At 44.6% G+C, this 23,454-nt stretch carries 27 protein-coding genes and 1 tRNA gene; 17 read left to right on the top strand and 11 right to left on the bottom strand.

Translation table 11 applies throughout. From position 1 onward, the window contains the following. Positions 1 to 27 precede the first annotated feature (27 nt). The gene (gene fba / locus C8268_RS13965; RefSeq protein WP_106768237.1) at positions 28 to 897 is read left to right on the top strand and encodes a class II fructose-1,6-bisphosphate aldolase; all 870 of its coding nucleotides are present in this window, start codon (positions 28 to 30) and stop codon (positions 895 to 897) included. Next, a complete protein-coding gene (locus C8268_RS13960; protein ID WP_106768236.1) occupies positions 894 to 1,862 on the top strand; it encodes a 1-phosphofructokinase family hexose kinase in 969 nt (322 codons plus the stop codon). Before fba ends, C8268_RS13960 begins: the two co-directional genes overlap by 4 nt. Positions 1,863 to 1,943: 81 nt before the next feature. Here the strand turns inward: C8268_RS13960 and C8268_RS13955 are convergent, their stop codons facing one another. Both C8268_RS13955 and C8268_RS22955 read right to left on the bottom strand, forming a co-directional pair. Then, on the bottom strand, positions 1,944 to 2,459 hold the full coding sequence (locus C8268_RS13955) for a L,D-transpeptidase (protein WP_420094247.1): 516 nt from the start codon (positions 2,457 to 2,459) through the stop codon (positions 1,944 to 1,946). 267 nt (positions 2,460 to 2,726) lie between these two features. Continuing rightward, positions 2,727 to 2,882, bottom strand: a complete 156-nt coding sequence (locus C8268_RS22955; RefSeq protein ID WP_199794852.1) for a hypothetical protein — start codon at positions 2,880 to 2,882, stop codon at positions 2,727 to 2,729. A gap of 93 nt (positions 2,883 to 2,975) precedes the next feature. Here C8268_RS22955 and C8268_RS13950 point away from each other — a divergent pair, with 93 nt between their 5' ends. Then, complete coding sequence (locus tag C8268_RS13950; RefSeq protein WP_106768235.1) at positions 2,976 to 3,398, top strand: hypothetical protein; 423 nt, start codon at positions 2,976 to 2,978, stop codon at positions 3,396 to 3,398. Positions 3,399 to 3,458: 60 nt separating this feature from the next. Continuing rightward, positions 3,459 to 3,626 carry a hypothetical protein gene (locus tag C8268_RS22725; protein ID WP_158702739.1) on the top strand — a complete coding sequence of 56 codons (168 nt, stop codon included), beginning with the start codon at positions 3,459 to 3,461 and terminating at the stop codon, positions 3,624 to 3,626. Between the two features lie 74 nt (positions 3,627 to 3,700). Here C8268_RS22725 and C8268_RS13945 read toward each other — a convergent pair whose 3' ends face one another. Together C8268_RS13945 and C8268_RS13940 are read right to left on the bottom strand one after the other, a co-directional pair. Further along, on the bottom strand, positions 3,701 to 4,147 hold the full coding sequence (locus tag C8268_RS13945; RefSeq protein ID WP_106768234.1) for a GNAT family N-acetyltransferase: 447 nt from the start codon (positions 4,145 to 4,147) through the stop codon (positions 3,701 to 3,703). 307 nt (positions 4,148 to 4,454) lie between these two features. Beyond that, positions 4,455 to 4,715, bottom strand: a complete 261-nt coding sequence (locus tag C8268_RS13940; RefSeq protein ID WP_106768233.1) for a hypothetical protein — start codon at positions 4,713 to 4,715, stop codon at positions 4,455 to 4,457. A 134-nt stretch (positions 4,716 to 4,849) separates the two neighbouring features. Here C8268_RS13940 and C8268_RS13935 point away from each other — a divergent pair. From C8268_RS13935 to C8268_RS13925, 3 genes are all read left to right on the top strand, one after another. Next, positions 4,850 to 4,922 (top strand) — tRNA-Val (locus tag C8268_RS13935). Positions 4,923 to 5,695: 773 nt separating this feature from the next. Then, the gene (locus C8268_RS13930; RefSeq protein ID WP_106768232.1) at positions 5,696 to 6,067 is read left to right on the top strand and encodes a hypothetical protein; all 372 of its coding nucleotides are present in this window, start codon (positions 5,696 to 5,698) and stop codon (positions 6,065 to 6,067) included. Between the two features lie 60 nt (positions 6,068 to 6,127). Continuing rightward, the gene (locus C8268_RS13925; protein ID WP_106768231.1) at positions 6,128 to 6,736 is read left to right on the top strand and encodes a hypothetical protein; all 609 of its coding nucleotides are present in this window, start codon (positions 6,128 to 6,130) and stop codon (positions 6,734 to 6,736) included. 410 nt (positions 6,737 to 7,146) lie between these two features. On the opposite strand, the gene C8268_RS13920 is transcribed toward C8268_RS13925, so the two are convergent. Together C8268_RS13920 and C8268_RS13915 are read right to left on the bottom strand one after the other, a co-directional pair. Further along, on the bottom strand, positions 7,147 to 7,383 hold the full coding sequence (locus tag C8268_RS13920) for a DUF3892 domain-containing protein (protein WP_106768230.1): 237 nt from the start codon (positions 7,381 to 7,383) through the stop codon (positions 7,147 to 7,149). Between the two features lie 63 nt (positions 7,384 to 7,446). Beyond that, positions 7,447 to 8,184, bottom strand: coding sequence for an MBL fold metallo-hydrolase (locus C8268_RS13915; RefSeq protein ID WP_106768229.1), 738 nt, complete (start codon positions 8,182 to 8,184; stop codon positions 7,447 to 7,449). A 231-nt stretch (positions 8,185 to 8,415) separates the two neighbouring features. On the opposite strand from C8268_RS13915, the gene C8268_RS13910 reads away from it, so the two are divergent. Together C8268_RS13910 and C8268_RS13905 are read left to right on the top strand one after the other, a co-directional pair. Then, positions 8,416 to 8,976 carry a copper amine oxidase gene (locus C8268_RS13910; RefSeq protein WP_106768228.1) on the top strand — a complete coding sequence of 187 codons (561 nt, stop codon included), beginning with the start codon at positions 8,416 to 8,418 and terminating at the stop codon, positions 8,974 to 8,976. Between the two features lie 96 nt (positions 8,977 to 9,072). Further along, positions 9,073 to 9,390: a DUF1292 domain-containing protein gene (locus tag C8268_RS13905; protein WP_106768227.1), complete on the top strand. Its 318-nt coding sequence runs from the start codon at positions 9,073 to 9,075 to the stop codon at positions 9,388 to 9,390. A 55-nt stretch (positions 9,391 to 9,445) separates the two neighbouring features. Here C8268_RS13905 and C8268_RS13900 read toward each other — a convergent pair whose 3' ends face one another. After that, on the bottom strand, positions 9,446 to 10,924 hold the full coding sequence (locus tag C8268_RS13900) for an aminotransferase class I/II-fold pyridoxal phosphate-dependent enzyme (RefSeq protein WP_106768226.1): 1,479 nt from the start codon (positions 10,922 to 10,924) through the stop codon (positions 9,446 to 9,448). 190 nt (positions 10,925 to 11,114) lie between these two features. Between C8268_RS13900 and C8268_RS13895 the strand changes: the two genes are divergently transcribed. Then, positions 11,115 to 12,410 (top strand): MFS transporter, encoded by a 1,296-nt coding sequence (locus C8268_RS13895; RefSeq protein WP_106768225.1) that lies wholly within the window; start codon positions 11,115 to 11,117, stop codon positions 12,408 to 12,410. Between the two features lie 102 nt (positions 12,411 to 12,512). Here the strand turns inward: C8268_RS13895 and C8268_RS13890 are convergent, their stop codons facing one another. After that, entirely contained in the window at positions 12,513 to 13,136 is a 624-nt protein-coding gene (locus C8268_RS13890; RefSeq protein WP_106768224.1) for a YktB family protein, read from the bottom strand. A 272-nt stretch (positions 13,137 to 13,408) separates the two neighbouring features. Here C8268_RS13890 and C8268_RS13885 point away from each other — a divergent pair, with 272 nt between their 5' ends. Next, entirely contained in the window at positions 13,409 to 14,005 is a 597-nt protein-coding gene (locus C8268_RS13885) for a hypothetical protein (protein ID WP_106768223.1), read from the top strand. 200 nt (positions 14,006 to 14,205) lie between these two features. Next, positions 14,206 to 15,615 carry an NADP-dependent phosphogluconate dehydrogenase gene (gene gndA / locus C8268_RS13880; RefSeq protein WP_106769956.1) on the top strand — a complete coding sequence of 470 codons (1,410 nt, stop codon included), beginning with the start codon at positions 14,206 to 14,208 and terminating at the stop codon, positions 15,613 to 15,615. Here the strand turns inward: gndA and C8268_RS13875 are convergent. Continuing rightward, positions 15,599 to 15,907: a hypothetical protein gene (locus C8268_RS13875; protein WP_106768222.1), complete on the bottom strand. Its 309-nt coding sequence runs from the start codon at positions 15,905 to 15,907 to the stop codon at positions 15,599 to 15,601. The two genes, gndA and C8268_RS13875, sit on opposite strands and share 17 nt — an antisense overlap. A 204-nt stretch (positions 15,908 to 16,111) precedes the next feature. On the opposite strand from C8268_RS13875, the gene C8268_RS13870 reads away from it, so the two are divergent. Next, positions 16,112 to 16,624: a shikimate kinase gene (locus tag C8268_RS13870; RefSeq protein ID WP_234032804.1), complete on the top strand. Its 513-nt coding sequence runs from the start codon at positions 16,112 to 16,114 to the stop codon at positions 16,622 to 16,624. Positions 16,625 to 16,704: 80 nt separating this feature from the next. On the opposite strand, the gene C8268_RS13865 is transcribed toward C8268_RS13870, so the two are convergent. Then, positions 16,705 to 17,013 (bottom strand): rhodanese-like domain-containing protein, encoded by a 309-nt coding sequence (locus tag C8268_RS13865; protein ID WP_199794851.1) that lies wholly within the window; start codon positions 17,011 to 17,013, stop codon positions 16,705 to 16,707. Between the two features lie 156 nt (positions 17,014 to 17,169). Between C8268_RS13865 and aroA the strand changes: the two genes are divergently transcribed. The 4 genes from aroA to ptsP all read left to right on the top strand — a co-directional run bounded on the left by aroA (position 17,170) and on the right by ptsP (position 22,700). Continuing rightward, positions 17,170 to 18,462: a 3-phosphoshikimate 1-carboxyvinyltransferase gene (gene aroA, locus C8268_RS13860; RefSeq protein ID WP_106768220.1), complete on the top strand. Its 1,293-nt coding sequence runs from the start codon at positions 17,170 to 17,172 to the stop codon at positions 18,460 to 18,462. Positions 18,463 to 18,516: 54 nt separating this feature from the next. Beyond that, on the top strand, positions 18,517 to 18,939 hold the full coding sequence (locus tag C8268_RS13855) for a CoA-binding protein (RefSeq protein WP_106768219.1): 423 nt from the start codon (positions 18,517 to 18,519) through the stop codon (positions 18,937 to 18,939). A gap of 135 nt (positions 18,940 to 19,074) precedes the next feature. Next, positions 19,075 to 20,958 carry a glucose PTS transporter subunit IIA gene (locus tag C8268_RS13850; protein WP_106768218.1) on the top strand — a complete coding sequence of 628 codons (1,884 nt, stop codon included), beginning with the start codon at positions 19,075 to 19,077 and terminating at the stop codon, positions 20,956 to 20,958. Beyond that, entirely contained in the window at positions 20,955 to 22,700 is a 1,746-nt protein-coding gene (gene ptsP / locus C8268_RS13845) for a phosphoenolpyruvate--protein phosphotransferase (RefSeq protein WP_106768217.1), read from the top strand. The genes C8268_RS13850 and ptsP overlap by 4 nt, the downstream gene beginning before the upstream one ends. 163 nt (positions 22,701 to 22,863) lie before the next feature. Here the strand turns inward: ptsP and C8268_RS13840 are convergent, their stop codons facing one another. Continuing rightward, complete coding sequence (locus tag C8268_RS13840) at positions 22,864 to 23,391, bottom strand: type 1 glutamine amidotransferase domain-containing protein (RefSeq protein ID WP_106768216.1); 528 nt, start codon at positions 23,389 to 23,391, stop codon at positions 22,864 to 22,866. Positions 23,392 to 23,454 lie beyond the last annotated feature (63 nt).

The following is a 23,454-nucleotide window of genomic DNA, read 5'->3' as shown; positions in this document are numbered from 1 at the left end:
CTTTAGGATCTTGGGGAGGACATTAAGATGACCATTGTATCATCTACACCATTGTTGGAAGCTGCTCGCAGCGGGGGATACTGTATCGGTGCGTTCAACGTACATACACTGGAAATGCTGCAGGCTGTTGTCGAAGCGGCTGAAGAAACACAGTCTCCGTTAATCATTCAATCAACGGTAGGTACCGTAAAGCATCTCGGGCCGGATTATATTGCAAAGGCTGCGATGGTAGCTTCTGAAAGATCAAGCGTACCGATAGCACTTCATTTGGATCATTGTTCTGATTTTAACATTATTATGCAGTGTATTCGTGCCGGCTACACCTCTGTGATGATCGACGCCTCTCACGAGCCGTTTGATGTTAATGTGGAGATGACCAAGAAGGTTGTTGAAGCGGCAAACGCGGTAGGTATTAACGTAGAGGCCGAACTTGGGCGAGTTGGCGGGGTAGAAGACGATATTGTTGTAGATGATCAAGATGCCCTGCTTGCCGATCCAGATGAATGTTCCCGGTTTGTCGAATTAACCGGAGTGCATTCGCTAGCTCCTGCCATTGGTACAGCTCACGGAATTTATAAAGGGGAGCCTAAAATTGACTTTGAGCGTATTCAAAGCATCGCCGCTAAAGTTTCCGTTCCGCTTGTACTACATGGTGGATCAGGCATTCCAGATGAACAGGTCAAACGCTGTGTAGCATTAGGAATGTCGAAAATGAATGTTGCTACAGAGCTTCGCATCGCTTTTTCTAACGCGATTAAAGACGTGTTTAATGAGAATCCGGATGAGAACGATCCTCGAAAATATATGGTTCCGGCCAAGCAGGCTCTGAAGAAAATGGCCATCGAAAAAATGCGGCTCTGCGGCTCTTTTGGTAAAGCAAAGGATTATTACCAATGAAACAAGGCATCGTTACTGTCACTTTAAACGCGGCTATTGATAAAACATACTACATGAACGGTTGGTCAACCGGAACCGTTATGCGTGTGGATCGCATTCATGCCATTGCTGGAGGCAAAGGACTTAATGTGGCGAGGGTACTTCATCAACTTGGACAAACGGATGTTACCGCTACAGGCTTTACCGCCGGATACAATGGTCAGTTTATTGCCCGTGCTGCTGAGAGTGAAGGATTCAGGACAGATTTTGTAACGATCCAGGGCGAATCGAGAGTCTGCCTTAGTATAGTGGACGAGGTCAACCGTACTTTTACGGAAGCTTTGGAACCAGGTCCGCTGATAACTATGGAAGATGAAGAGAGAATGAAGTCCAAAATCGGAGAGTTGGCACCAAAGGCTGGACTTGTCATCATCTCCGGAAGTCTGCCGAAAGGGTGTAGACCGGAGTTATACACTGAATTGATCGAAATTATCTCTTCGCACGGTGCAGACGTGTTCCTGGATACAAGCGGAGCCGCGCTCGTTGAAGGAATGAAGGGAAGACCTGGCTTGATCAAGCCGAATGAGGATGAAATTAAGCCATGGCTGGAACGCAATGTGAAAACGGATGCAAACGCTGGAGTGTCACTGCATAACTACGCAGATGCCATCCAGAAGCTTGCGGAAGATACGAAAATTTCAAGAGTGATCGTAACTTTGGGCGGACAAGGTGCATTGGCTTGTATTGGCGGCACGGTTTACCGGGTAGAGATCCCGCAGATGGATATTGTCAATCCGGTAGGCAGCGGGGATTCTTTTGTGGCAGGATACGCATTTGCGCATATTCGCAATATGGCGGATATGGAGTGCTTGCGTCATGCTGCGGCGGCCGGAAGTGCGAATGCGCTGAAGCCGACGGCTGGAAGCGTTGCTCAGGAGGATTTTCAACGTTTAATGAAGCAAATGAAGGTTGAGCGATGGGGCTGATTTTTGCAGGCTCGTTCAACATGGAAATAGAAATAGAAAAGCCAAGTACCTCAAAGGTGCTTGGCTTTTTGAATGATCGTATTATTTTTGAATAAGTACAGGGGTGTTCATTTTGACCTTGTCAAACAGCCAGCGGACTTCTTTGTTATACATTCGTATACAACCTTCAGAGACGTATTTGCCGATGGAGGCCGGATTGTTGTTTCCGTGAATCGCATAGGCGTAACTTGTTTTACCGTTAATTTTTACGTTAATGCCCAGCCAGCGGTCTCCAAGCGGATTTCTGGGGTCACCACCTTTGATACGCTCTTTATAGTAAGGTCTGTTTTTTGTTTTTTCATGAATTTTAAACAGACCTTCAGGCGTGTAGGAAGGCTTTTTTCCGGTGGCTACCGAGAACGTCTTGATTGCTTTGCCTTTTTCATAGTACGTCAGCTTGTTGCTGGATTTGTCGATTACAATAAATTGCGGGTACTTGGCGTACTTACTGCTCAGCTTCTGGCCGGAAGCATCCGCTTGATTAACGACAGGGAGAACCAGTACAAGGAGCAAAGCAAAGATGAGTATACGATATAAAATCTTGAATATGTGTATCACCTCTTTTCGCTTTTCCAGTATATGTAGGAGAACTCGAATGTTGCCGTTTTTTGATATAGTTGTGTAGTCATCATGCTGTTTTTGAGGTCAAAGATTGATCGAAGCAGCGGCGACAATTATTATACGTTCCTGTTTGCGAAAAGGAAACATTTTCTTGGGCGGGATTCACATAAAAAAACCCTTCGGGTTCTCAAGCGGCAAAACCATCATTGTTGAGGGTTCTCGGGCTTGGTTACCTGAAGGGATTTTGTTTGTTCCTAAACGGGACTAGTGCTCTTGAACGGTCGTTTTCTCGTATGCAATCAATGTAACTTCTTTGCCTGACAGATCGGCAATTGCCGCTTCCGCAGCTTTTATGGCATCCACCGTTCCTTCATCATCGATTAGCGAAGCGATTTTGTACTCCTCGGTTTGAATATTCATTTGTTTCACCTCCCTTACCATAAGGTTATAACAAAGGATAGGTTACCCATCAGAAAGATCATGAATGCGAATTGAAAGAAGGAGGGAACATATGTGAATCATTTTATCGCATCGATGGCGCTGTTAGTCGGCATATTCTTTTTAGTGAATACGGTGGATGAGACACAAGTTCTCAATGAGCGTCACCCTTCACAAGGTACGACCGTAACGAAACCAAATGAAGAGTCGCAGACTTCAAAATCTTTCGATTATGTCGTGTGGAATGGGGGGCATATCTATAAAGTCATTCCTCATGCCAAGCTGCCAAAATCCAAGGTAGGGAAGCAGGCAGGAGAGGTTCAGCGTCAACAAAAGGATGCTGCTTTTACAGGTGGAAAAGGGAAGAGTGAACTTGCAGACGGAGACAGCAGCCTGCCCGTAGGGACGAAAATCTATCAGTTCAAATACGGCCCTTCCATAGGGGTGATCGTGATGGAGCTGAATGGTGAATTTGTGAAAGCTGTGAAGATCAGATAAATATTGAATTCATTGTGAAAGAGACCGGCTTTGACGTAAATCATGCCAAGGAGGTAAACAATGGAAATCAACAAAAAAATAGCGGAGTTGGAAGACAAAATATTGAATTTAGAGGAGAAAGTTGAAAATTATACTAGTAAATCTAGGCGGTTCTGGTTTGTTTTAGGCGCAGTGGTTTTGCTGTTTATTGCAGTAAGCTTGATCGGGTATTTTTTTGCGGAAGGCTAAAATACACTCTCCAGAAACACCTCCGCCCTATTAAAAGGACGACGAAGGCGTTTCTGGAGTCGATACAATTATCATTATTGAAGTTCCTTGATCATTCGGACATGGGGAATCCCTGCATCGTCGAAAGGCTCGTCCGAAACCGTAACGTAACCCAGCTTGTTGTAAAAAGCTTCTGCATGACATTGAGCATCGAGCACAGAATTTAACAGCTTTAGTTCACGGGCTTGATTCTCCATCGCAATCAATAACACACGCCCCAGTCCTTTGGAGCGGAAAGATTTCCTTACGGCAATACGCTGCATTTTGGCAGAATCTTTGTTATAGTAAGTTACCCTGCCCGTTGCCGCATACTCTCCTTCATATTTAATTAGAATATGATGTGCATCAGCATCCAGACGGTCATATTCATCGATTTCCATCTCAAGGGGCACGTTTTGCTCTATAACGAATACTTCTTTTCGAATGTCCAGCGCTTCACGCAATTGCTCCTCTGTTGTAACATTTATGATTTCCGCTGCCAATTAAAAACACCTCATTCCAGACTATTTCCTGCATGTTCGCCGGATTAAACTGAATCATTATACAAAATTTTTAGTTTCCTGTATAGTCGAGGGAATTTTTTTATCACAAAAAAGGATACTCCCGCGAATGGGATGAGGGATAAAACGATCAAAACCGCCACCTTTTTCGGTTGACGGTTTTTTGCTGCTGTAGAACTTGGTTGATTACTGACATATGGCACTGGGCCTACCGCTAAAAGCTGCGACACGGCTGGTCCATCGTTATCCAAGCATTTGGGTGCTTTTTATGTAACGGAAAAAATCAGTGTTATCGTACAGCTTCCTGAAGACTGTCCGGGGCTTCTAAGGATGGCTCTGGAACGAACTGCTCATGCCTGCCAGAAGAATAAACATCCACATCAACGGAACGATCATATACATTTTGAAGTACAGGTGAAGCGGGGGCTTGCAAGTCATTCAACTCTCCGGACCATCTTGAAGGAATACTGCATCCACCGAGCATCGGAATAGTTAATAGCATAGTAACGATGATAATACTGCCTGATCTTAGCTGCTTTAGTATATTCATGGCTGCCTTCTCCCTTCTGGAAAATCATGCTTCCTTTTATTCTGAACCGGAACACTTGATTTTATAACGAGAAAACAATTGACACATGATCGGGCAGCTGGTATTATATAAATTGCCCTTAAAAATTCAATCTTGATCTGTTAGCTCAGCTGGGAGAGCACCATCTTGACAGGGTGGGGGTCAGTGGTTCGAGCCCACTACAGATCATTGCTAAAAACCCTTGTGTAGCAAGGGTTTTTATTTTTATAAAAATAGATGATTGGTTTGGGGAAAGATTGGGAGAAGTACAAGCTTGCGTCTCTGTATTTGTTCTTGAAAATTCGACTTTATTGTTTCCGCGGATATGTATGTAATACAAGTATCATCTGGCTTACTAGCTTTAAGCTTGTTGTCTAGCGATGTTCCAGCGGAAACACCAATACAGTTACCACCGAGACAATTAACAAACCGAGAAATCAAATTATGTCCTTAGTTTTCCCCCGGTAGTCATTCTTGGTATTTGGAATTTTCTCAAACGTTTGGGAATATTAAAGACCCTGCTTTAGCTTTAAATTAGACAGCAGGGTCTTTTTTTGCACTTATGATTATTTGTAAATAAATTTATCAACTCTAACAGCTTCTAGGCTCCTCTTCAATATATAAACATTACATCAAAAATATAGGTGATCCTTGAGGATTAATATGGTAAAATAGTCATATGTTAATAAAGGGGTGGTATATAAAAAAAATAGTAAAAAAGTAATAATGGTCAGTCGTTGTATCAATATTTTTATAGGAGGGATGTCGGTTTAGACACCTAGATTTGTCGATCATTAAATCTGTGCTTGACTGTATGGTTTAGGTTATTTTGGTTTTATGAGCATTAGCCCTTTAAGACATCGATTTATTTTTTGTAGATCTTTAAATAAACAGATAACTTTTTTGATTTAAGTGTTTGGTTCTATAAAACTAAAATTCAAGAAAATATAGGAGGGTATTATATGATTACTGCATTGGTTTCTTCTGATAAATTTAAAAATAACTGGGGAGATTCAAATTCAAACAAACAAACTAAAAATCAAGTTGTTACCTCTAATACTGCTAAAGCGGCGGGAGCAAACGCAGGGAGGCAGATTTATAAAGAGAAACAAATATACGATCAAGCAAAGAAAACAGCTGAACGAGCTGCAAAACTTCATGAATCAGCGGCTGTAAGAGTAAGTAAGCCTGATTTTCCAAAAGCTGGACTTAAGGGCGGACTCATTGGGGGGGCGATCGAAGTCGCAACAAGATACATAGTTAATGAATATAAGGAAGGGGCTGAAAGAGGTGGAGTAGTAGGTGGAGTTTTGAAAACTGTAATGTTGCATTAAAATCGAGGTGTTTCAAAAAGCTCTCTTTCTTAGAGAGCTATTTTGTTAAAGGAGAGTTATATGGAGAAATATAGAGTCGAATTTCATAATTATTTTACTGATGTAAGTAGTGTGGATATCATACTTTTTATGGAAAATGATCAAATGTGTTTTCCATTGGCATATGATGAGGACCAAAACGTATGGAGCACTACTTTACTTGAAAAACCTGAGATATATCAATTAGGTTTAAACAATATGTTTCCTATAAATCAACTAAAAACAAAATATCTTAAAGTTGACAATCAAACATTTTCTATCTATGAAACTAATAAAAATTGTATGGATAAAGTTGAAGTGCTTGAATGTTATCTATTTACTACAGATTCGTTAAATAAAGTAAACAAAAGATCGATTTTTTATTTTTCAGATCAAATTATTGTTGTTGCTATAAAATTTCATTATATATGTTCATCATTAATCGCAACTGAATGGATTAATCCAGAAGGTCGGCTTGTATATGCCGTTGATAGTTACGTAGAGGAGGAGCAAGAACATCAAAGTTTTTTTATTTTGAATCAGAATTATCTTACAGAGGGGTTATGGTCTATCAATATTTATGCTGATGGTAATAAAATTGCAAATAAATCATTTTACTTGCGTAAAATAAGTAATAAATATATTACTTAGAAAGGTAATGTGCAGATGACTACATTACTTGTTGAAAATTTTTTGCTTGCTTTTGGTATATCTATATTTGTAAGTATAGTTATAGCGGTCAGAAATGCTTCGAAACCTGAATATCGTTTTGGATTTACTGACATAAAACATATCACTTGCTTTGGCAATAATTTTTACGTTCATTGATTTATTGTTTGATTTTTAGCATTATTGAACACCCTATACTTTACTTAACGATAATTTCCTAGTATGAAGGAAGCAAGACTTACCGTCATAGGAACAATCCCTTTATGAATAGATTTTCTAGATAATTATATACGTTAAATCATGAAAAACCCCTTTATAATCCAACGGATTACCAGAAAGGGTTCCGAGGGTTTATTATAAAGGGGATATACCCGAAGTTCAGGATCTAACCATTAAAATGTCGGCAGATTATCGAGATTGTTGCTTGGGTCGCCGTCGGCATTGGAGCGAAGATGTAGCTCATCATCCCGTCCACGAAATACGTTCAGGTTCTTGATCTCTTTGTTCTGAACCATCTGCTGAGCGGTCTTATAGTCTACGACAGAGCCTGTGCTCAGTTTGAGCTCTACAATATCACCGTCACTGTTCTTGCGTACAGCAATCACTTCAGCCTGCTGATCTTGATTCATTTCATATCGCCTCCCTAAACCTATCTTCCCGCTCCCTTCTGAATTTTATTCATTAACCGAAGCTTACAGTTCGTAGATACGCTGCTGTTCGAGTATGTGCATCGCATCTGTACGGCCCTCATACCTCTTTATTTCATCATCGTAATGCATGAGATAGATTCGCTTCTGAATATACTCTGGCAAGCTCCGAAGCTCCTCCAGCGTTGTATGAACCATCCCGACCCCTTCAAGCTGACATTCATGCAAAATAACTTCACATCCCCGTTCATTGACCAATTGATGAAGCAGTTCCGGATCAAAAGTCATATCTGCGCTATAAAAAACGCGGTTATTGAAATAGATAGAGTAGCTGTCCTTCCCCGGGATATGCTGTGTCTTGATCAGCTCGGCCGAAATGCCGGGGGATAGATCAACGGCTGTTCCCGGCTGCAATGGATGTACATCAAATACATCGTTTAAGGAAGTGATCGCACCATCTTGGTACAAGCCTCCGCTTAATGTATTTTCCCACAATGGTTTGACAAGAGAATCTGCTATATAAAGCGGGATTTTACGATTGTATTGTATCTTCATGCTGAATGCCAGTTCTTCTAAACCGCCTACATGATCTGCATGAATATGCGTAATCAGAACGGCATCAACGGACCCAAAGGAGCGGCCTAGAGCATGAAGTGCCATAGATGCGGTCACTCCGCAGTCAACAAGCAGTGTAAAGTTTTCATCAAAGATTAATGCGTTGTTATTGAAAAATGATTTGGAAAAGGCACCACCGGTACCTAGCATTTGTAGTTTCAGTGTCAATGGAATGAACCTCCAGATGATGTTTAATAGAGTCCAGATAATAATTATATTTTAACGAATTATATTTATATATACACGCATTAATATATGTTTTAACAGATAAAAAAGATAAACAGCCTCGTTAATCTTTTAAAAAAATGACCATTAATTGCCTGTTTTTGCGCAACTTTGTTTTTTGTCATGTGTATACACATATAACAGCCGGAAAAAGTAACGGGGGGATGCAGTTATATGAAAGCAAGTTGGAAAAAAATTTTGCTCTGCACAGTTGTTCTTTCATTGATCGGAGGCAGCTCGATATTATTTGCTGATTCCATCAAAGAACATGTACGAGTGTGGATGAACGGACGGGAGCTGAAGGATGGGGGGTATTTGATTAATAATAAAATCTACATGCCTGTCCGTGATATTGACGCTGCGGTAGATTGGGATAAGAACAGCGGCAAAGTAAATATAATCAAGCCCAATGTGCATATTTTTCTGTTTAAGGGAGATACTGCATTCGGAAACGTGAACAGGGGAAAGTTGAAATTCAACGTGTTCAGTCAGGTGGATAATTTACAAGATGACATCCATTCAGTCAAGGTGGCTATAACCGACCCGGCCGGAAATGTGAAAGACATCCAAACCCAGGAAGTTAAAAATAACAAGGACAATTTCTGGTTCCGCACCTATGATTTCACGTATGATTTCAACACCGTAGGCAAGTATTCCGTCGGTTTCTACATTAAAGCCAAGGCTGATTCAAACTTTGTCAAAGTAGCTGAAAAAGTGATTACCGTTCTGAATTAAATGTAGTTGGTGTTGGTTCTTCGGTAAATTGACCTGAATATTTTTCCGTGTTACCATACGGAAGTATGATAATTTAACTGAAGTGAGGTATTCTCAATGAGCGATCACAAACATGAACACGGAGATGCATGTGGCTGCGGTCACGATCATGAGCATGATCATGAACATGAAGAGTTTGTTCTTACGCTGACCGACGAGCACGGCAAAGAAGTGGAAATGGTACTCGTGGAGACATTTGATGTCGGCGAGAACTTGTATGCACTTCTTCTGGAGCGTAACAATCCGGGAGCGGATGGCATCATCCTGCGTATGGAAGAAGAGAACGAGGAAATGGTTCTTTACAATATCGAAGATGAAGATGAATGGAACGCGGTTGAAGCAGCTTATAATGAGCTGGTTGCAGCTTACGAATAGTTTCTGCTGAACATGATAACCCCGGTGCGCTGGCACCGGGGTTTCGTGTTTTTCCCTAGAAGATCGGGTTGGCTTCTACAATCACTTTGACGTTTTGAATGCTGAGGTCTTCCGGTCCTTTCACGGGAAGTCCAACATCTACATGGTCAACGATATAATCGATATTATCTTGGGAAATAACCTCACCCGGCAGCAGAATAGGTATGCCCGGCGGGTACACGTAGATAAACTCGGCAATGATGCGTCCAGCAGATTCCTTGAACGGGACGATTTCGGTATCTCCATAGAAGGCATCCCGAGGAATGAGGGAAAGCTGAGGGATTTCCGGTATTTTTACGATCAGTTCATTAATTTCATTTACATTGTGGTACGTCTTAGATAGATGGCGGAGAGCCGCGAGCAATGTTTCGATGGACTCCATCGTATCTCCAGGTGTTACCAGACACAAAATATTGTACATATCACTCAGTTCAACCTCAAGGTTATAGTGTTCTCGAAGCCAGTTTTCAGCTTCATAACCGGTAATGCCCAAATGGCGCACGTGAATGGTCACTTTTGTCGGATCAAAGCTGTGGGTCGCTTCCCCTCCGCTTAATATATCATCCCCGAAGCAATACAATCCTTCGATTTCATTGATTGACTTCCGGGCATGTTGAGCAAGCTCAATCGTTTTTTGAGCCATTTCATGTCCATGGAGCGCCAGATTACGCCGGGATGTATCAAGGGATGCGAGCAAGACGTAAGAAGTTGACGTTGTTGTCAGCATACTGATGATCGTCTGGATTCGATACGGATTAACATAGCCGTTCTTCGTGTTGACATTCAGCACAGAGCTTTGAGTCATCGATCCGCCAAGTTTATGCACACTCGTGGCAGCCATATCGGCGCCAGCCTGCATCGCTGACATCGGCAAATCTTCGTGGAAATGAATCAATACACCGTGGGCTTCATCGACCAGGACAGGTACATTGTAGCTGTGTGCCAGTTCCACAATTTCCTTCAGATTTGCACTGACCCCGAAGTAGGTCGGGTTGATGACAAGAACAGCTTTGGCATCCGGGTGTCTTTTCAATGCTTTACGTACAGAGCTTGTCGTAATTCCATGATCGATCCCTACATTGGAGTCTTGTGCCGGTGATATAAACACCGGTTTTGCGCCGGAAAAAATAATCGCGGACAAAATGGACTTGTGTACATTGCGCGGAACGATGATTTTATCGCCAGGAGAGCAGACAGACATGATCATCGTCATAATCGCTCCGCTGGTGCCTTGAACGCTAAAGAAGGTGTAATCGGCTCCAAAGGCATCTGCCGCAAGCTTTTGCGCTTCTTCGATAACGCCGGTAGGCTGATGGAGATCATCCAGCGGAGCGATGTTAATCAAATCTATCGAAAGGGCATTATCCCCTATAAATTCCCGGAATTCTGCATCAGTACCGAGACCCTTCTTATGCCCTGGTATGTGAAATTGCACCGGGTTTTTGGCCGCGTGTTCCTTTAGTGCGGTGAAGAGTGGTGTACGGCTATGGTCCATGGACGCTGTCACAACCTTTCTGTGTGTGAAATTTGTTATTGTTTATTGTCGAAATCGGTTTCTTATTAAACAAAATTGAGTATAGCAAAAAAGAGGGGGATTGCAAGCAAATGATTTAGAGGCATGTCTTCCGGAGAAAAGGCAAGAATAGAGATATCGCCGTAAAAGTAGAACGATAGGATGTGGTAAGATGTCGCAGGCGATCTCTATGGTGAAGAAACGCCGGCTCATGTCTCCTTTTTTCATTGAATTGCTCGTGATTATATTTCTGGTTGAATTTATTAAGGGCTCTTTGCTCGTCTCGATTTTGCCGGTATATATGAAAAATGTTCTGGGGTTATCAGCTGCCGTGATCGGGCTGGCCTTTGCTCTGCAGTACCTGGGTGATAATCTATTTCGAAGTCCTGCAGGCTGGATAGCAGAGCGGCTTGGCTTCCGGGCAACCTTGTCTGTAGCATTAAGTATGGTGGTCATCGGCGTTTGTATCATCGCTTTTTCAGATGGTCCCCTCTGGCTCTTGCTTGCTTGTCTGATCATTGGAGTGGGAACGGCTCCTTTGTGGCCTTGCGCCATGACGGGAGCGACGGAAATATCCGGTCCGAACAATAGAAATGGTACAGCGATCGGGGCGCTGGAAACAGCTGCATTGACAGGAACGGGTGCCGGACCGATCACGATGAATTTTGTAATGGAGCAGATGAACAAAAATTTTCAGACGACTTTTTTGATCATGATTGGAGCAGGCATTATTCTCGTGCTCATTGCTCTTTTGCTCCCGGGTGGAGAAAAGTTAAGGATGAGGGCGAAACCAGCCGCTTCTTCAATTGCATCCGGAAAGGGGATGAAACAAAGGATTAACCATTTACGGACAAGCGTCAAGACTACACTTCACAAAGTAAAGAGCACTTTGAATGTAAGCTGGCTAGTCTATCCTGCACTATTTCTACAGTCTTCGGTTATCGGCCTTCTCAGCCCGGTATTAACGCTGTATATTACCAATCAGCTCGGTGCCAGTCCGAATCAGTACAGCCTTTTGCTTGTGGTCGGGGGAGGCATTACTGTGCTGATGCTTATTCCGGCAGGCAAACTGATTGATCGGTTTGGAACGACGATGTTTTTAAATGCCGGGTTCCTGCTCTGTGCCATTACACTGAATATGTTTACATGGTTCACTTCATTGTCTGTTGTTTTTGTGTTGGTGTCCGTCATTGGGGCTGCGTATGGCATGATTTTACCGGCATGGAACACCTTTGTAGCCAGCCTTGTTCCCAAGGGAGAAAGAGGGGCGGTTTGGGGCTTTTTCTTAACGATCCAGGGCTCTGGCATGGTGTTTGGCCCCGTTGTTTCCGGATGGATGTGGGAGAGCATCAGCTATCGAGCCCCTTTTATAGCCAGTGGAATCGTTATGGGGGGACTGTTTCTGATTCATCTGTTCCTTACGCGCAGCCAGGGTTCCTCCCTTCAGCCCAGTCGTGCTAAAGTTTGAGTTGTATATATTCATTCCAGCTACAAAAGCAGCCTTACCCTTCGCATCATGCGAGTGCAAGGCTGCTTGTTTTGAATCAAAAAGTGGTTTAAACCTGGTTACTCAAAAAGCCATTCGGTATAGCGGAAGCAGCGTTTCAAAGGTTTCCTGGATCGTTTCGATCAGCTTGTCCCCTTTTATGTTTACAGCTTCTTCACGAGGAATGCGCAGGCCGCATATGACCTCAGCTTTTTTCACCTGCTTCAATTTGTTGATCAGAACATCAAAGCTTTCTTGATCCATTTCGTCATGGGGTGTGCCGTCAGGCTTCATATGATCCATCGACCAGTAATAGGATTTGGGCAGCTTGGATGTAATGTCAGATAACTGTTGTTCCAAATGGTTGGCAAACACGACTTTGTTCGGACTTTCATATATAATCGCAAAAATGATGAACAGATGCGATTCGAACATGCCTACCTCGAAATGAGGAAGCGCCTTGTAACCGCGCTTGTTGGCTGCCCAGGCTACCCACGTATCGATCGGTGGATTGATCGTGCGGCGTGCATGTTTGGCTACATGGACGAACATTTCTTCACCGCACAAGGCAGATAGATAAGGAGCAATTTCCGCACCTAGAACTTCCAGCTTCGGGCGAACACGCTCAATCAGCACGCTCATCCGATTTTCCAGTCCGGGAACAAGAAAAACATCAAAATCATCTGAAGTAAAACCTGTGAAATTCATATATAAGACAGCCTCCCTATATACTAGTTATAACGTGCCCCTCAGGACAACCTGTAATGACCCTTAATAAGCTGGACCGAATCACTCGACAGGGTAAGTCTGTACATAAGGTTTAGGTCCCCTTGCTGAAGGGTAAAAATAGTCAATAAACCAAGTTACCGTTACATAAGATGAAGTATAAGATATAGATAACACAACGTCAAAACTATCCAGAAGGGGTAATACATCTAAGCCGTATCAGATGGGAGATGGAGCATCGGGGAGGGAGTGCCGTGAATAAGAGCGAAGAAGTGGAATATTGCAATCTGGAGCTTCGGTTTGACCGCCGGCATATCCAGGACTTGATTAAAGAACTGATTCAGGATGGGTATTCGCTTTATTGGAGTGAGAACGAAGCTCAATTCGTCATTTCGATCCGCACGGGTCGAAAGCTGGTGAAGCTGCGCTTCCAACGTATTGGCAGCGGCTATAAGCTGGTCGGCGACTACATGATCAGAGACCCGAAGCTTGCGGAATGGATGGAAAAATTAATCGAGGATACGCGTGGCCATGCGGTTGTGAAGCGGTTTAAAGACCGGCAGATCTTGATTGAAAATATTTTGTTCGGCGAGGTCATTCGGCTTGTAGAAATTACAGGTTATCGACAGCGGGTCCTTTATCAGAAAGGCACGCCGATGACAGAGCAAGAGATGGATCGTCTGTTTGAATCAAAGGAGGGGGAACACAGGCTTCTTTTGTGCAGACTGGAGACGGATGACGAGCTGGAGAGGCTGCATAAGGCGATGCAGTCGGGAAATGAAAAGGCTATAGCCAAATGCAAAAAAAGACTTCATGAGCTTTCGATGGAACTATTTCGTCTTGAATGGTAAATAGGTTCCTGCATAAACTAAAAAGCACGAATAACACCTCAGGCGTTAAGGGGTGTTTTCGCGCGGTCAGTTTTTGTTGAAGGGGTTCACTTCTCTGGGGAAAAACGTTAATATAAGAGTATTGATACTAATCTCTCATTTTGACATTATGGGATGAAGATGTACAAACAAATATATTGGAGCAAAGGATGGAGAACCAGATGGCAAAACAACAAATTGGTGTGATTGGCCTTGCTGTAATGGGTAAAAATTTGGCTCTTAATATTGAGAGCAAAGGCTTTACCGTATCTGTATACAACCGCTCTCCGCAAAAGACCGAGGATCTTCTGAAGGAAGCTGAAGGAAAAAACCTGACAGGGACGTTTTCCATCGAAGAATTTGTGGATTCACTTGAAACACCGCGCAAAATTTTAATTATGGTTCAGGCTGGACAAGCTACCGATGCTACGATTGAGCAGCTTCTGCCTCATTTGGATCAAGGTGACATCATTATTGATGGGGGTAACGCATACTTTCCCGATACGGTTCGCCGCAGCAAAGAGCTTGAAGCCAAAGGCTTCCGTTTTATCGGCGCAGGTGTGTCCGGAGGCGAAGAAGGGGCACTTAAAGGGCCTTCCATTATGCCTGGTGGACAGAAGAGCGCATATGAGCTCGTAGAGCCGATCTTAACGGCGATTTCTGCCAAAGTAAACGGAGAACCTTGTTGTACATATATTGGTCCGGACGGTGCTGGACATTATGTGAAAATGGTTCATAACGGCATTGAATACGGCGATATGCAGCTGATTGGCGAAGCCTATCATCTGCTTAAGGATGTACTGGGACTAAACGCTGAAGAACTGCATGAGATTTTCTCTGAATGGAACAAGGGAGAACTGGACAGCTATCTGATTGAAATCACGGCTGATATTTTCTCAAAATATGATGAAGAGACCGGCAAACCGATGGTTGATGTCATCCTGGACGCTGCCGGCCAAAAAGGTACCGGTAAATGGACAAGCCAGAGCTCGCTGGATCTCGGCGTTCCACTATCCATGATTACGGAATCTGTTTTCTCCCGTTTCCTGTCAGCTATGAAGGAAGAGCGTGTGGAAGCGAGCAAAATTTTGAATGGTCCCAAATCCGCAAGCTTCACAGGTGACAAAGCGGAATTTATCGAGAATGTTCGTAAAGCGCTGTTCGCCAGCAAAATCGTATCCTACGCTCAAGGCTTTGCTCAACTTCGCGTAGCTTCCGATGAATACAACTGGAATATTCAATACGGCGAACTGGCCAAAATCTGGCGTGGCGGTTGCATCATTCGTTCCCGATTCCTGCAAAATATTACCGATGCATACAATAACAATCCGGAACTGAAGAACCTGCTTCTGGACCCGTTCTTTAAAGAGATCATTGAGAACTATCAGGATGCATGGCGTAAAGTCGTGGCGGCTGCTGTAAGCATGGGCATTCCGGTTCCAGGCTTCTCAAGTGCGCTGGCTTACTATGACAGCTATCGTACAGCGAACCTTCCGGCTAACCTGCTTCAGGCGCAGCGTGACTATTTCGGAGCGCATACCTTTAAGCGAGTAGACAAGGAAGGCACATTCCACTTTAACTGGATGGATTAATATCAACCAATCCATGCAGTACATCTAACAGACAGGCGCGGATTTTGTCATTATCGGCATAAAAAGGCGCTTTACTACCAAGCAGCAGCATCGCTGCTTCACAGTAACTGTTAAAGGTTTGCAATAACCGTGGCTTTGAAAGCTCCAGCAGGGCTGGGTCTTTTGAAGCCACTTTTTTTTGTACATAGTGCAGAACCCACATGATATCCTCACGGCAAAGAGGGTGTGAAGGGTCTAAAATCTGGATCAGCCTTTTTGGCGGCTCCGGTCGAGCGAAATGGTCGGAAGACATGGTCTCGATTCACTCCTGACAATCTTTAATCTTTGAAATGAGCATTATTATTTATATGACGATTGGACAAAACATAGACTTGTATCATATATATGGATGAAATGCTCTCTTTGAGGCCAAGATACCGGATTGTTCAAACTTTTCGGCCTGTGGTATGATATGAAAAAGTTTGATAGGATGATCGCGTAAAAATGAGGTGATACATTGAATGATAAAGATCTCAATATTATTTTGATCGGTATGATGGGGACGGGCAAAACCACAGTCGGTCAGCTGATCGCACAACAATTGAATTATGACCTTATCGATCTGGATTCTGAGATCGAGTATGCCGTGGGCAAGTCGATCCCGGATATATTTGAAGCGGAAGGCGAGGCTTTTTTTCGAAACGCTGAATCGGCCGTATTAGAGGAAGTTCTCAAGCGGCAAAAGGTAGTCATCGCTACAGGTGGCGGCGCGGTTCTCCGTAAAGAAAACTGTGACCTGATGAGCAGTAAAGGCTGGGTTGCTGCGCTTACAGCAGACGAAGAGACGATCATCGAACGTGTTCGGGGAGATGTTGGCCGTCCGCTGCTTGCCGGGAACCTGGAGGAAAGAGTGCACAAGATTATGGAGGAACGTAAAGATTGCTATCGGTTTGCTAATGCTACCGTGGACACGATAGGAAAATCAGCGGAACAAGTAGCGCTTGATATTTTAATGCATTACCGCGCCTAAGCCCCAAGGGACCATCTTTGTTTCTTGAAAAAGGCGGGAAATCTACCCCCGCCTAGCAGATGAATCAAGCGGGGTGGGATCTATTCTTCGTCCGCGTGCCACTGAAGCATGCCGCCGCTCATATTGATCATATTATCGAAGCCTTGCTGTTTCAAAAATTGACACACCTGCTGGCTGCGATTTCCGCTGCGACAGATAAATACAACTTCGTTGCCCCGTGGAATTTCGTCCATTCGGCTCGGGATTTCACCCATAGGGATATGTTTGGCGCCTGCGATAATGCCTTGCGCAACTTCTTCGTCTTCACGTACATCAATCATATAAACGGCTTCTCCGCTTTGAAGCCTGCTATTGAGTTCGGAAGGTTCAATCTGTGGAATCGATTTCATTATGCGACCTCTTTTCTGGACATGATCAATATATTAATGATGTCTTTATGATACGAAGTGGAGAATTACATGTCAATTTTTTTCATTTTGATGATGAATGAAAAAACCAAAGGAAAGAGAAGATGAGCTTTATCATAGGAAAAGGAGAGTACATAAATGGATGTTATTGTCAGACCCACACCCGAGTTAAAAGGGGAAATTGGAGCGTTGTCCTCCAAAAACTATACGACTCGTTATTTGCTGGTTGCGGCGCTTGCTGAAGGGGAAAGTACGATTTATTATCCAGCCCACAGTGAGGATAGCGATGCCATGAGACGATGTATCCAGGATCTTGGGGCTACTTTGGTGGAAGATGAGGAGAAGGCCGTGATTATCGGATTTGGTCGTTCTCCAAAAAATGTAAAGGAACTGAACGTAGGGAATGCAGGAGCGGTTCTTCGGTTTTTGCTGGGGATAACAGCATTATGCAAGGAAGTAACATTCGTAAATACGTACCCGGATTCGCTTGGCAAACGTCCGCATGACGATCTGATTGATGCGCTTGAACAACTGGGGGTTGAAGTCGATCACAACCATGGACGGCTGCCGATTACAATCCGCGGAGGCCAGCCGAAAGGCGGGAAAGTATCTGTATCGGGCTCGGTCAGCTCACAGTATTTAAGCGCGCTTTTATTCCTGACACCTTTGCTTGTGGAAGACAGTGAGATTACAGTTACAGGTGATTTGAAATCAAAGGTTGTAATCGGGCAGACGCTTGAAGTGCTTGAGCAGGCTGGGATCGTCATTCACGCCGCCGATGACTATATGCATTTCCGGATTCCTGGTGGTCAGACTTATAAAGCGCAAACGTATACCGTACAAGGTGACTATCCTGGATCAGCTGCTGTTCTTGCCGCTGCAGCCGTTACAGATTCGGATGTCACGATCCGCAATCTGGCCGAAGACAGCAAGCAAGGTGAGCGTGCGATCATCGATGTGCTCAAGATGATGAAGGTCCCTTTGACACATGAGAATCACAACGTGCGCGTTCAAGGTAACGGCAACTTGCAGGCAGTTGAATTTGATGGAGATACGGCTACCGATGCTGTTCTTGCCATGGTCGCTGCAGCCGTATTCGCAAAGGGAACCTCTCGTTTCTATAATGTGGAGAACCTTCGTTATAAGGAATGCGACCGGATTACGGATTACTTGAACGAGCTTCGGAAAGCAGGGGCGAATGTTGAGGAAAGACAGGCCGAAATTATCGTCCATGGCCGTCCGGAAGGCGTGGAAGGCGGCGTGGAGATCAATGCTCACTACGATCACCGGGTGATTATGGCTCTGACTGTCGTTGGGCTTCGCTCCGGAAAGCCTCTGCTTATTAAGGATGCCCATCATGTTGCCAAATCGTATCCTCAATATTTTGATCATTTAAAAGCGCTTGGCGCCGATGTACAATGGGTAAAGTAACATAGATTAGTGCATTACAAATAAAGTTTGTATTTGAAGAAAGGCGGGAGTTAAATGGCATTTGAAAATCCATCACGTGAACAGATAGCTGAAATTTTACGCAATGCCGGCAACATAGCTGTTGTAGGTTTGTCCGATAAAACGGACCGCACATCATATATGGTTGCACAGGCCATGCAGAACCGTGGATACCGGATCATCCCGGTGAATCCAAAAGCAACAGAAATTTTAGGTGAAAAGTGCTACCCATCGCTGCAGGATATCCCGGAGCAGGTTGATATTGTGAACGTGTTTAGGAAAAGCGAATATTGCGCTGACGTAGCGCGTGAAGCGGTCAAGATCGGTGCAAATGTACTGTGGCTTCAGCTGGGCATTATAAATGAAGAAGCTGCAGATATTGCAAAAGAAGGCGGGATGATCGCGATTATGGACCGATGCATCAAGGTCGAGGATTCCATCGCGGTGCGCGGAAATTAATCCAACTTGTTCCTGGTACAATAGGCAGGCTCTGGCAGCAGAGCTTGCTTATTTTTCATTATACATTTGTGATCCGGTTCTTTTGACAAAATCAAGTTCAGCGCGTACCATCTAGAATAGAAAGGAGGGCTCGCCTTGAACTGGTTGGGATCATTACAGCAATTGGGCAGAGCAGTCATGTTACCAACAATGGCTCTTCCTGCGGCAGCTCTCCTGCTTAGTTTGGGGAGCTTGCCATGGGCTTCATGGGGCTTGGAAACTCTTGGTGAGGTGGCTTCTGCAGCAGGGCACGGCGTGTTTTATTATATGCCGTATCTGTTCGCCATCGGAGTCGCCTGGGGCATGTCTAATCAAGGAGGCCCTGCGGGGCTGGCAGCGTTGGCAGGCATGTTCATCTATGATCAGGTTACTTCGATCATCGGTGACGGAAGCGTGCAGCCAGCAACCCTGATCGGGATTATATTTGGAATTGTTTCAAGTATGGTTTATAACCGTTTTAAACATATTAAGCTTCCGGAGGCGATACAATTTTTCGGAGGCTCTCGTTTTGTTTTACTTATTATGGGTTTGTTCTCAGCCGTTTTTGCCTGGGGGATGGTCAATGTCGCCCCGCTCATACAAAACGGACTTGAAGCTTTTTACACGCTGGTCGTACATATGGGTGAATTCGGGTTGTTTTTGTACGGGATTTTGTACCGGGTCCTGACGGCTTTCGGGCTTCACCATTTATTAAACAACGTATTCTGGTTTCAGCTTGGCACATATGAAACAGCGGACGGTACGATCATACAAGGGGATCTGCCCCGATTTTTCGCAGGTGATCCGACTGCCGGGGATTTTATGGCCGGTTTGTTCCCGATCATGATGTTCGCCTTGCCAGCGATTGCCTTCGCTATCATTCAGGAAGCGCGTGAAGATCTCAAGCCGAAGGTTAAAAAGACGTTTATGCGCTCGGCGCTTGTTTGCTTTCTGACGGGAGTATCCGAGCAGATCGAATTCGCCTTTTTGTTTGCCTCGCCGTACCTTTATGTTCTGCATGCATTAATGGCCGGATTTGCCATGGTGTTAACATACACTTTGGATATCCATCATGGATTTTCGTATTCCGCAGGGTTTATTGATTTTATAATAAACTATCATCTGTCCCAAAATGCGTGGATGCTCATTCCGATTGGAATTGCCTACGGACTGATTTACTACTTTCTGTTCAGGTGGGCGATTCGAAGATTCGGCATCGCAACACCAGGTCGGGAAGACGGCTCTGCTCTGGAAGGATGGGCTGGAAACATCCCGAATCAGGCACCGCTTATTCTGGATGCGCTTGGAGGCAAGGACAATATTGTACAGGTTGAATCCTGTATGACACGCTTAAGGCTGACCGTGCATAACGATCGTCAAATTGATACGAATGCGCTGAAGCTTCTTGGATCGGCTGGCATTATTAAGCTTGGCGGCGGCAATGTGCAGGTTGTATTCGGCACGTACTCCGAGCTGATACGCGAGGAGATTAACAAGCTGATGCAGCGTGATCTGCCGCGGGTATTGTTCAGCGCTCCGGTTCAAGGCCGAATGTTGCCGATCGAAGAAGTGCCGGATGATATTTTTGCAGCCAAGCTGGTAGGCAGCGGGGTAGCCTTTATTCCGGAAAAGGGTGAACTGGTATCACCTGTATACGGAACCGTTATGCACATATACCCTACGATGCACGCCATCGGTATTTCCACGCCAGAAGGCTTGGAAGTTCTGATACACATCGGTATTGACACTTCACAATTGAAGGGACCGTTTACAGCTGTCGTGAATGAAGGAGATACTGTGCAACCAGGTCAACTGCTGGTGAAGTTTGATCTTGCATATTTGAAGGCACATGCAGCTTCACTTGCGACTCCAATGGTGATAACGAATCCGGATAAGGTACGGTCCTGGAGTTTTGCACCGTTTAAATCGTTTAAAAAAGGACAGTCTTCGGTCATGTCCGTTGTATTAAATGAAAGTAACGCTGGGGGTAGAGAATCATGATTCAAGGCATTGGTGCAGCAGCGGGCGTTGCGTTCGGCAAGGCGTTTGTTCTTCCCAATTGGGAGCTTGATTTGCCGGATTCCGAGATCGACGCTGTCGATTTAGCGAGAGAGTTTGAGCGACTTTATGAGGGCATACGGACCTCCAAAGATGAAATCGAATATATAAAGAACGAGTTCAAAGAGATGGTGGGGGATGAAGAGTCGCATATTTTTGATGCGCATCTCGCTATTTTGGAGGACCCGGTGTTCATGAATGAGATTCAGGGGTTGATTGAACGCCAATACAAGGCAGCCGAGGTTGCAGTAAAGGAAGCGATTGACCATTTTGTCTCGATGTTCGATTTACTTGATGATGAGTACATGAAGGAGCGGGCGCTTGATATCAAGGACGTCGGCAATCGTCTTCTCAAGCATTTGCTCGGTGCGCCTGAAGTAAAGCTGCCTTCGGATACACAGCCGTATATTTTAGTGGCGAAGGAACTGTCTCCTTCCCAGCTTGCTCATCTCAATCCATCTCACGTTCTCGGCATTGTGACGATGACGGGCGGCAAAACCTCGCATTCCGCTATTATGGCCAGAGCTATCGGGATTCCTCTTGTATCAGGGGTGGAGAACCGTCTGGAGAAACCGATCGAGACAGGAGAATTTCTGGTTGTGGACGGGGATGAGGGGTATTTATATATTAATCCAAACCAGATTATCATCGACCGTTACAAAATGATCTGGGAGGAGCAGCGGAAGAAGAAGGAGCAGCTTCAAGTGCTTTCGACGGTGGAAGCCGTTACGAAGGATGGGTCGTATTTCAACCTGGCTGCAAACATCAATTCATTAAAGGAACTCGATATATCTTTGCAAAACGGTGCCAAAGGCGTAGGTCTGTTCCGTACAGAATTTCTTTATATGGATCGCAGTACATTTCCTACCGAAGATGAGCAATTTGAAGTATACCGGCAGGTTGCTGAGAAAGCAGGAGATGCATCTGTCGTCATCCGAACGCTCGATATCGGCGCTGATAAGCAGCTGGATTACTTTGCATTGCCTGAGGAAGAAAACCCGGTACTTGGATACCGTGGAATTCGAATCAGCTTGGATCAGACGGAATTGTTTCAGACCCAGCTGACCGCCATTTTAAGAGCCAGCAGTTATGGGAATGTAAGGATTATGTATCCAATGATCTCATCTGTTGACGAGATACATCAGGCTAAAGAAATTCTTAAGAGCGCTATGGCGGATCTTGATCGCCGCGGTGTGACTTACAACCCGGACATCAAGGTTGGGATTATGATTGAAGTGCCTGCTGCGGTGACCATTTCGGATCTTCTGGCCGAGGAATGTGATTTTTTCAGTATCGGAACAAATGATTTGGTACAGTATGTACTGGCGGTGGATCGGATGAACGAGCAGATTGCCCAGATGTATCATCCGTTTCATCCAGCTGTGCTGCGTATGCTTCGCACAACGGTGGAGGCTGCCAAGCAAGCTGGAATACCTGTAAGTGTATGCGGAGAACTCGCCGGTGATGAGCGTGCTATCCCGCTCTGGCTTAACCTCGGCGTTCAGGACCTGAGCATGTCCCCACTTTCTCTGCTTAAGGTTAAACATCGTATTCTAAATACGAATGCGGAGGAGGCCAAGAAGGAAGCTGCAGCTTGCTTCAAACTTCGCAGTAGTATGGAGATTGAAGAGCGTCTTGCCCTTTTTGCGGACACGAATACTTACTTTAAATCCAACGATGTGTAAGAAGCTCTGGGTGTCTTTCGGGTTAACTTTTGATTTGACAGTTTTTTTGAGAGGACAAGCCTTTTCTGCAAAATTTTAAAGAAAAAAAGCCGTCACGGATGAGTCAGGACTCTACCGTAGACGGCTTTTATAGTACGCCGGGGAAATTATTTGCCTGAAGAGGTTACTGTTTGCCAGCAAGGGCATCGCAAAATGCTTTTCCGTATTCAGGAAGATCCGGAGGTCTGCGTGCCGATATAATATGTCCATCGGTAACTACCGGCTCATCGATCCAAACCGCACCTGCGTTTTCCATATCATCCCGAATTCCAGGTGTGGAAGTGACGGTAACACCCTTTAATATTTTGGCTGAAATCAGTACCCATCCAGCATGGCATATTTGCCCGATCGGTTTTTTATCCTCATGCATCTCACGTACCATTTGGAGTACTTTATCGTAGCGGCGAAGCTTATCAGGTGCCCATCCACCTGGTACAAGAATTCCGTCAAAATCCTCGCTGTTAAGCTCATCAAACGAATACTCTGCAGCGGCCGGGACTCCGTATTTACCGATATACGTTTTCCCTTTCTCTGCTCCAGCAAGAATGACCTCAGCCCCTTCCTCACGAACCCGGTAAACGGGATACCATAATTCCAGATCCTCAAACTCTTCGTCAACAAGAGCCACGACTCTTTTACCAGCTAGTCTCATGGTTCAAAGCTCCTTTCAGATTGGCAAATACCGTAATCAATTCTAAATCTATAATACTTATCA

Source organism: Paenibacillus faecalis, assembly GCF_900289175.1.
In the GTDB taxonomy this organism is placed as follows: domain Bacteria; phylum Bacillota; class Bacilli; order Paenibacillales; family Paenibacillaceae; genus Paenibacillus_AQ; species Paenibacillus_AQ faecalis.
This window is presented reverse-complemented; position numbering and strand designations above follow the sequence as displayed.

Coding starts and splice junctions, on each gene's coding strand:
- C8268_RS13930 (WP_106768232.1), top strand. CDS start 5,696: ATGATTACTGCATTGGTTTCTTCTGATAAATTTAAAAATAACTGGGGA.
- C8268_RS13890 (WP_106768224.1), bottom strand. CDS start 13,136: ATGAATTTCACAGGTTTTACTTCAGATGATTTTGATGTTTTTCTTGTT.
- fba (WP_106768237.1), top strand. CDS start 28: ATGACCATTGTATCATCTACACCATTGTTGGAAGCTGCTCGCAGCGGG.
- C8268_RS13875 (WP_106768222.1), bottom strand. CDS start 15,907: ATGTCTTCCGACCATTTCGCTCGACCGGAGCCGCCAAAAAGGCTGATC.
- C8268_RS13895 (WP_106768225.1), top strand. CDS start 11,115: ATGTCGCAGGCGATCTCTATGGTGAAGAAACGCCGGCTCATGTCTCCT.
- C8268_RS13960 (WP_106768236.1), top strand. CDS start 894: ATGAAACAAGGCATCGTTACTGTCACTTTAAACGCGGCTATTGATAAA.
- C8268_RS13865 (WP_199794851.1), bottom strand. CDS start 17,013: ATGAAATCGATTCCACAGATTGAACCTTCCGAACTCAATAGCAGGCTT.
- C8268_RS22955 (WP_199794852.1), bottom strand. CDS start 2,882: ATGAATATTCAAACCGAGGAGTACAAAATCGCTTCGCTAATCGATGAT.
- gndA (WP_106769956.1), top strand. CDS start 14,206: ATGGCAAAACAACAAATTGGTGTGATTGGCCTTGCTGTAATGGGTAAA.
- ptsP (WP_106768217.1), top strand. CDS start 20,955: ATGATTCAAGGCATTGGTGCAGCAGCGGGCGTTGCGTTCGGCAAGGCG.
- C8268_RS13840 (WP_106768216.1), bottom strand. CDS start 23,391: ATGAGACTAGCTGGTAAAAGAGTCGTGGCTCTTGTTGACGAAGAGTTT.
- C8268_RS13910 (WP_106768228.1), top strand. CDS start 8,416: ATGAAAGCAAGTTGGAAAAAAATTTTGCTCTGCACAGTTGTTCTTTCA.
- C8268_RS13940 (WP_106768233.1), bottom strand. CDS start 4,715: ATGAATATACTAAAGCAGCTAAGATCAGGCAGTATTATCATCGTTACT.
- C8268_RS13925 (WP_106768231.1), top strand. CDS start 6,128: ATGGAGAAATATAGAGTCGAATTTCATAATTATTTTACTGATGTAAGT.
- C8268_RS13920 (WP_106768230.1), bottom strand. CDS start 7,383: ATGAATCAAGATCAGCAGGCTGAAGTGATTGCTGTACGCAAGAACAGT.
- aroA (WP_106768220.1), top strand. CDS start 17,170: ATGGATGTTATTGTCAGACCCACACCCGAGTTAAAAGGGGAAATTGGA.
- C8268_RS13905 (WP_106768227.1), top strand. CDS start 9,073: ATGAGCGATCACAAACATGAACACGGAGATGCATGTGGCTGCGGTCAC.
- C8268_RS13855 (WP_106768219.1), top strand. CDS start 18,517: ATGGCATTTGAAAATCCATCACGTGAACAGATAGCTGAAATTTTACGC.
- C8268_RS22725 (WP_158702739.1), top strand. CDS start 3,459: ATGGAAATCAACAAAAAAATAGCGGAGTTGGAAGACAAAATATTGAAT.
- C8268_RS13900 (WP_106768226.1), bottom strand. CDS start 10,924: ATGGACCATAGCCGTACACCACTCTTCACCGCACTAAAGGAACACGCG.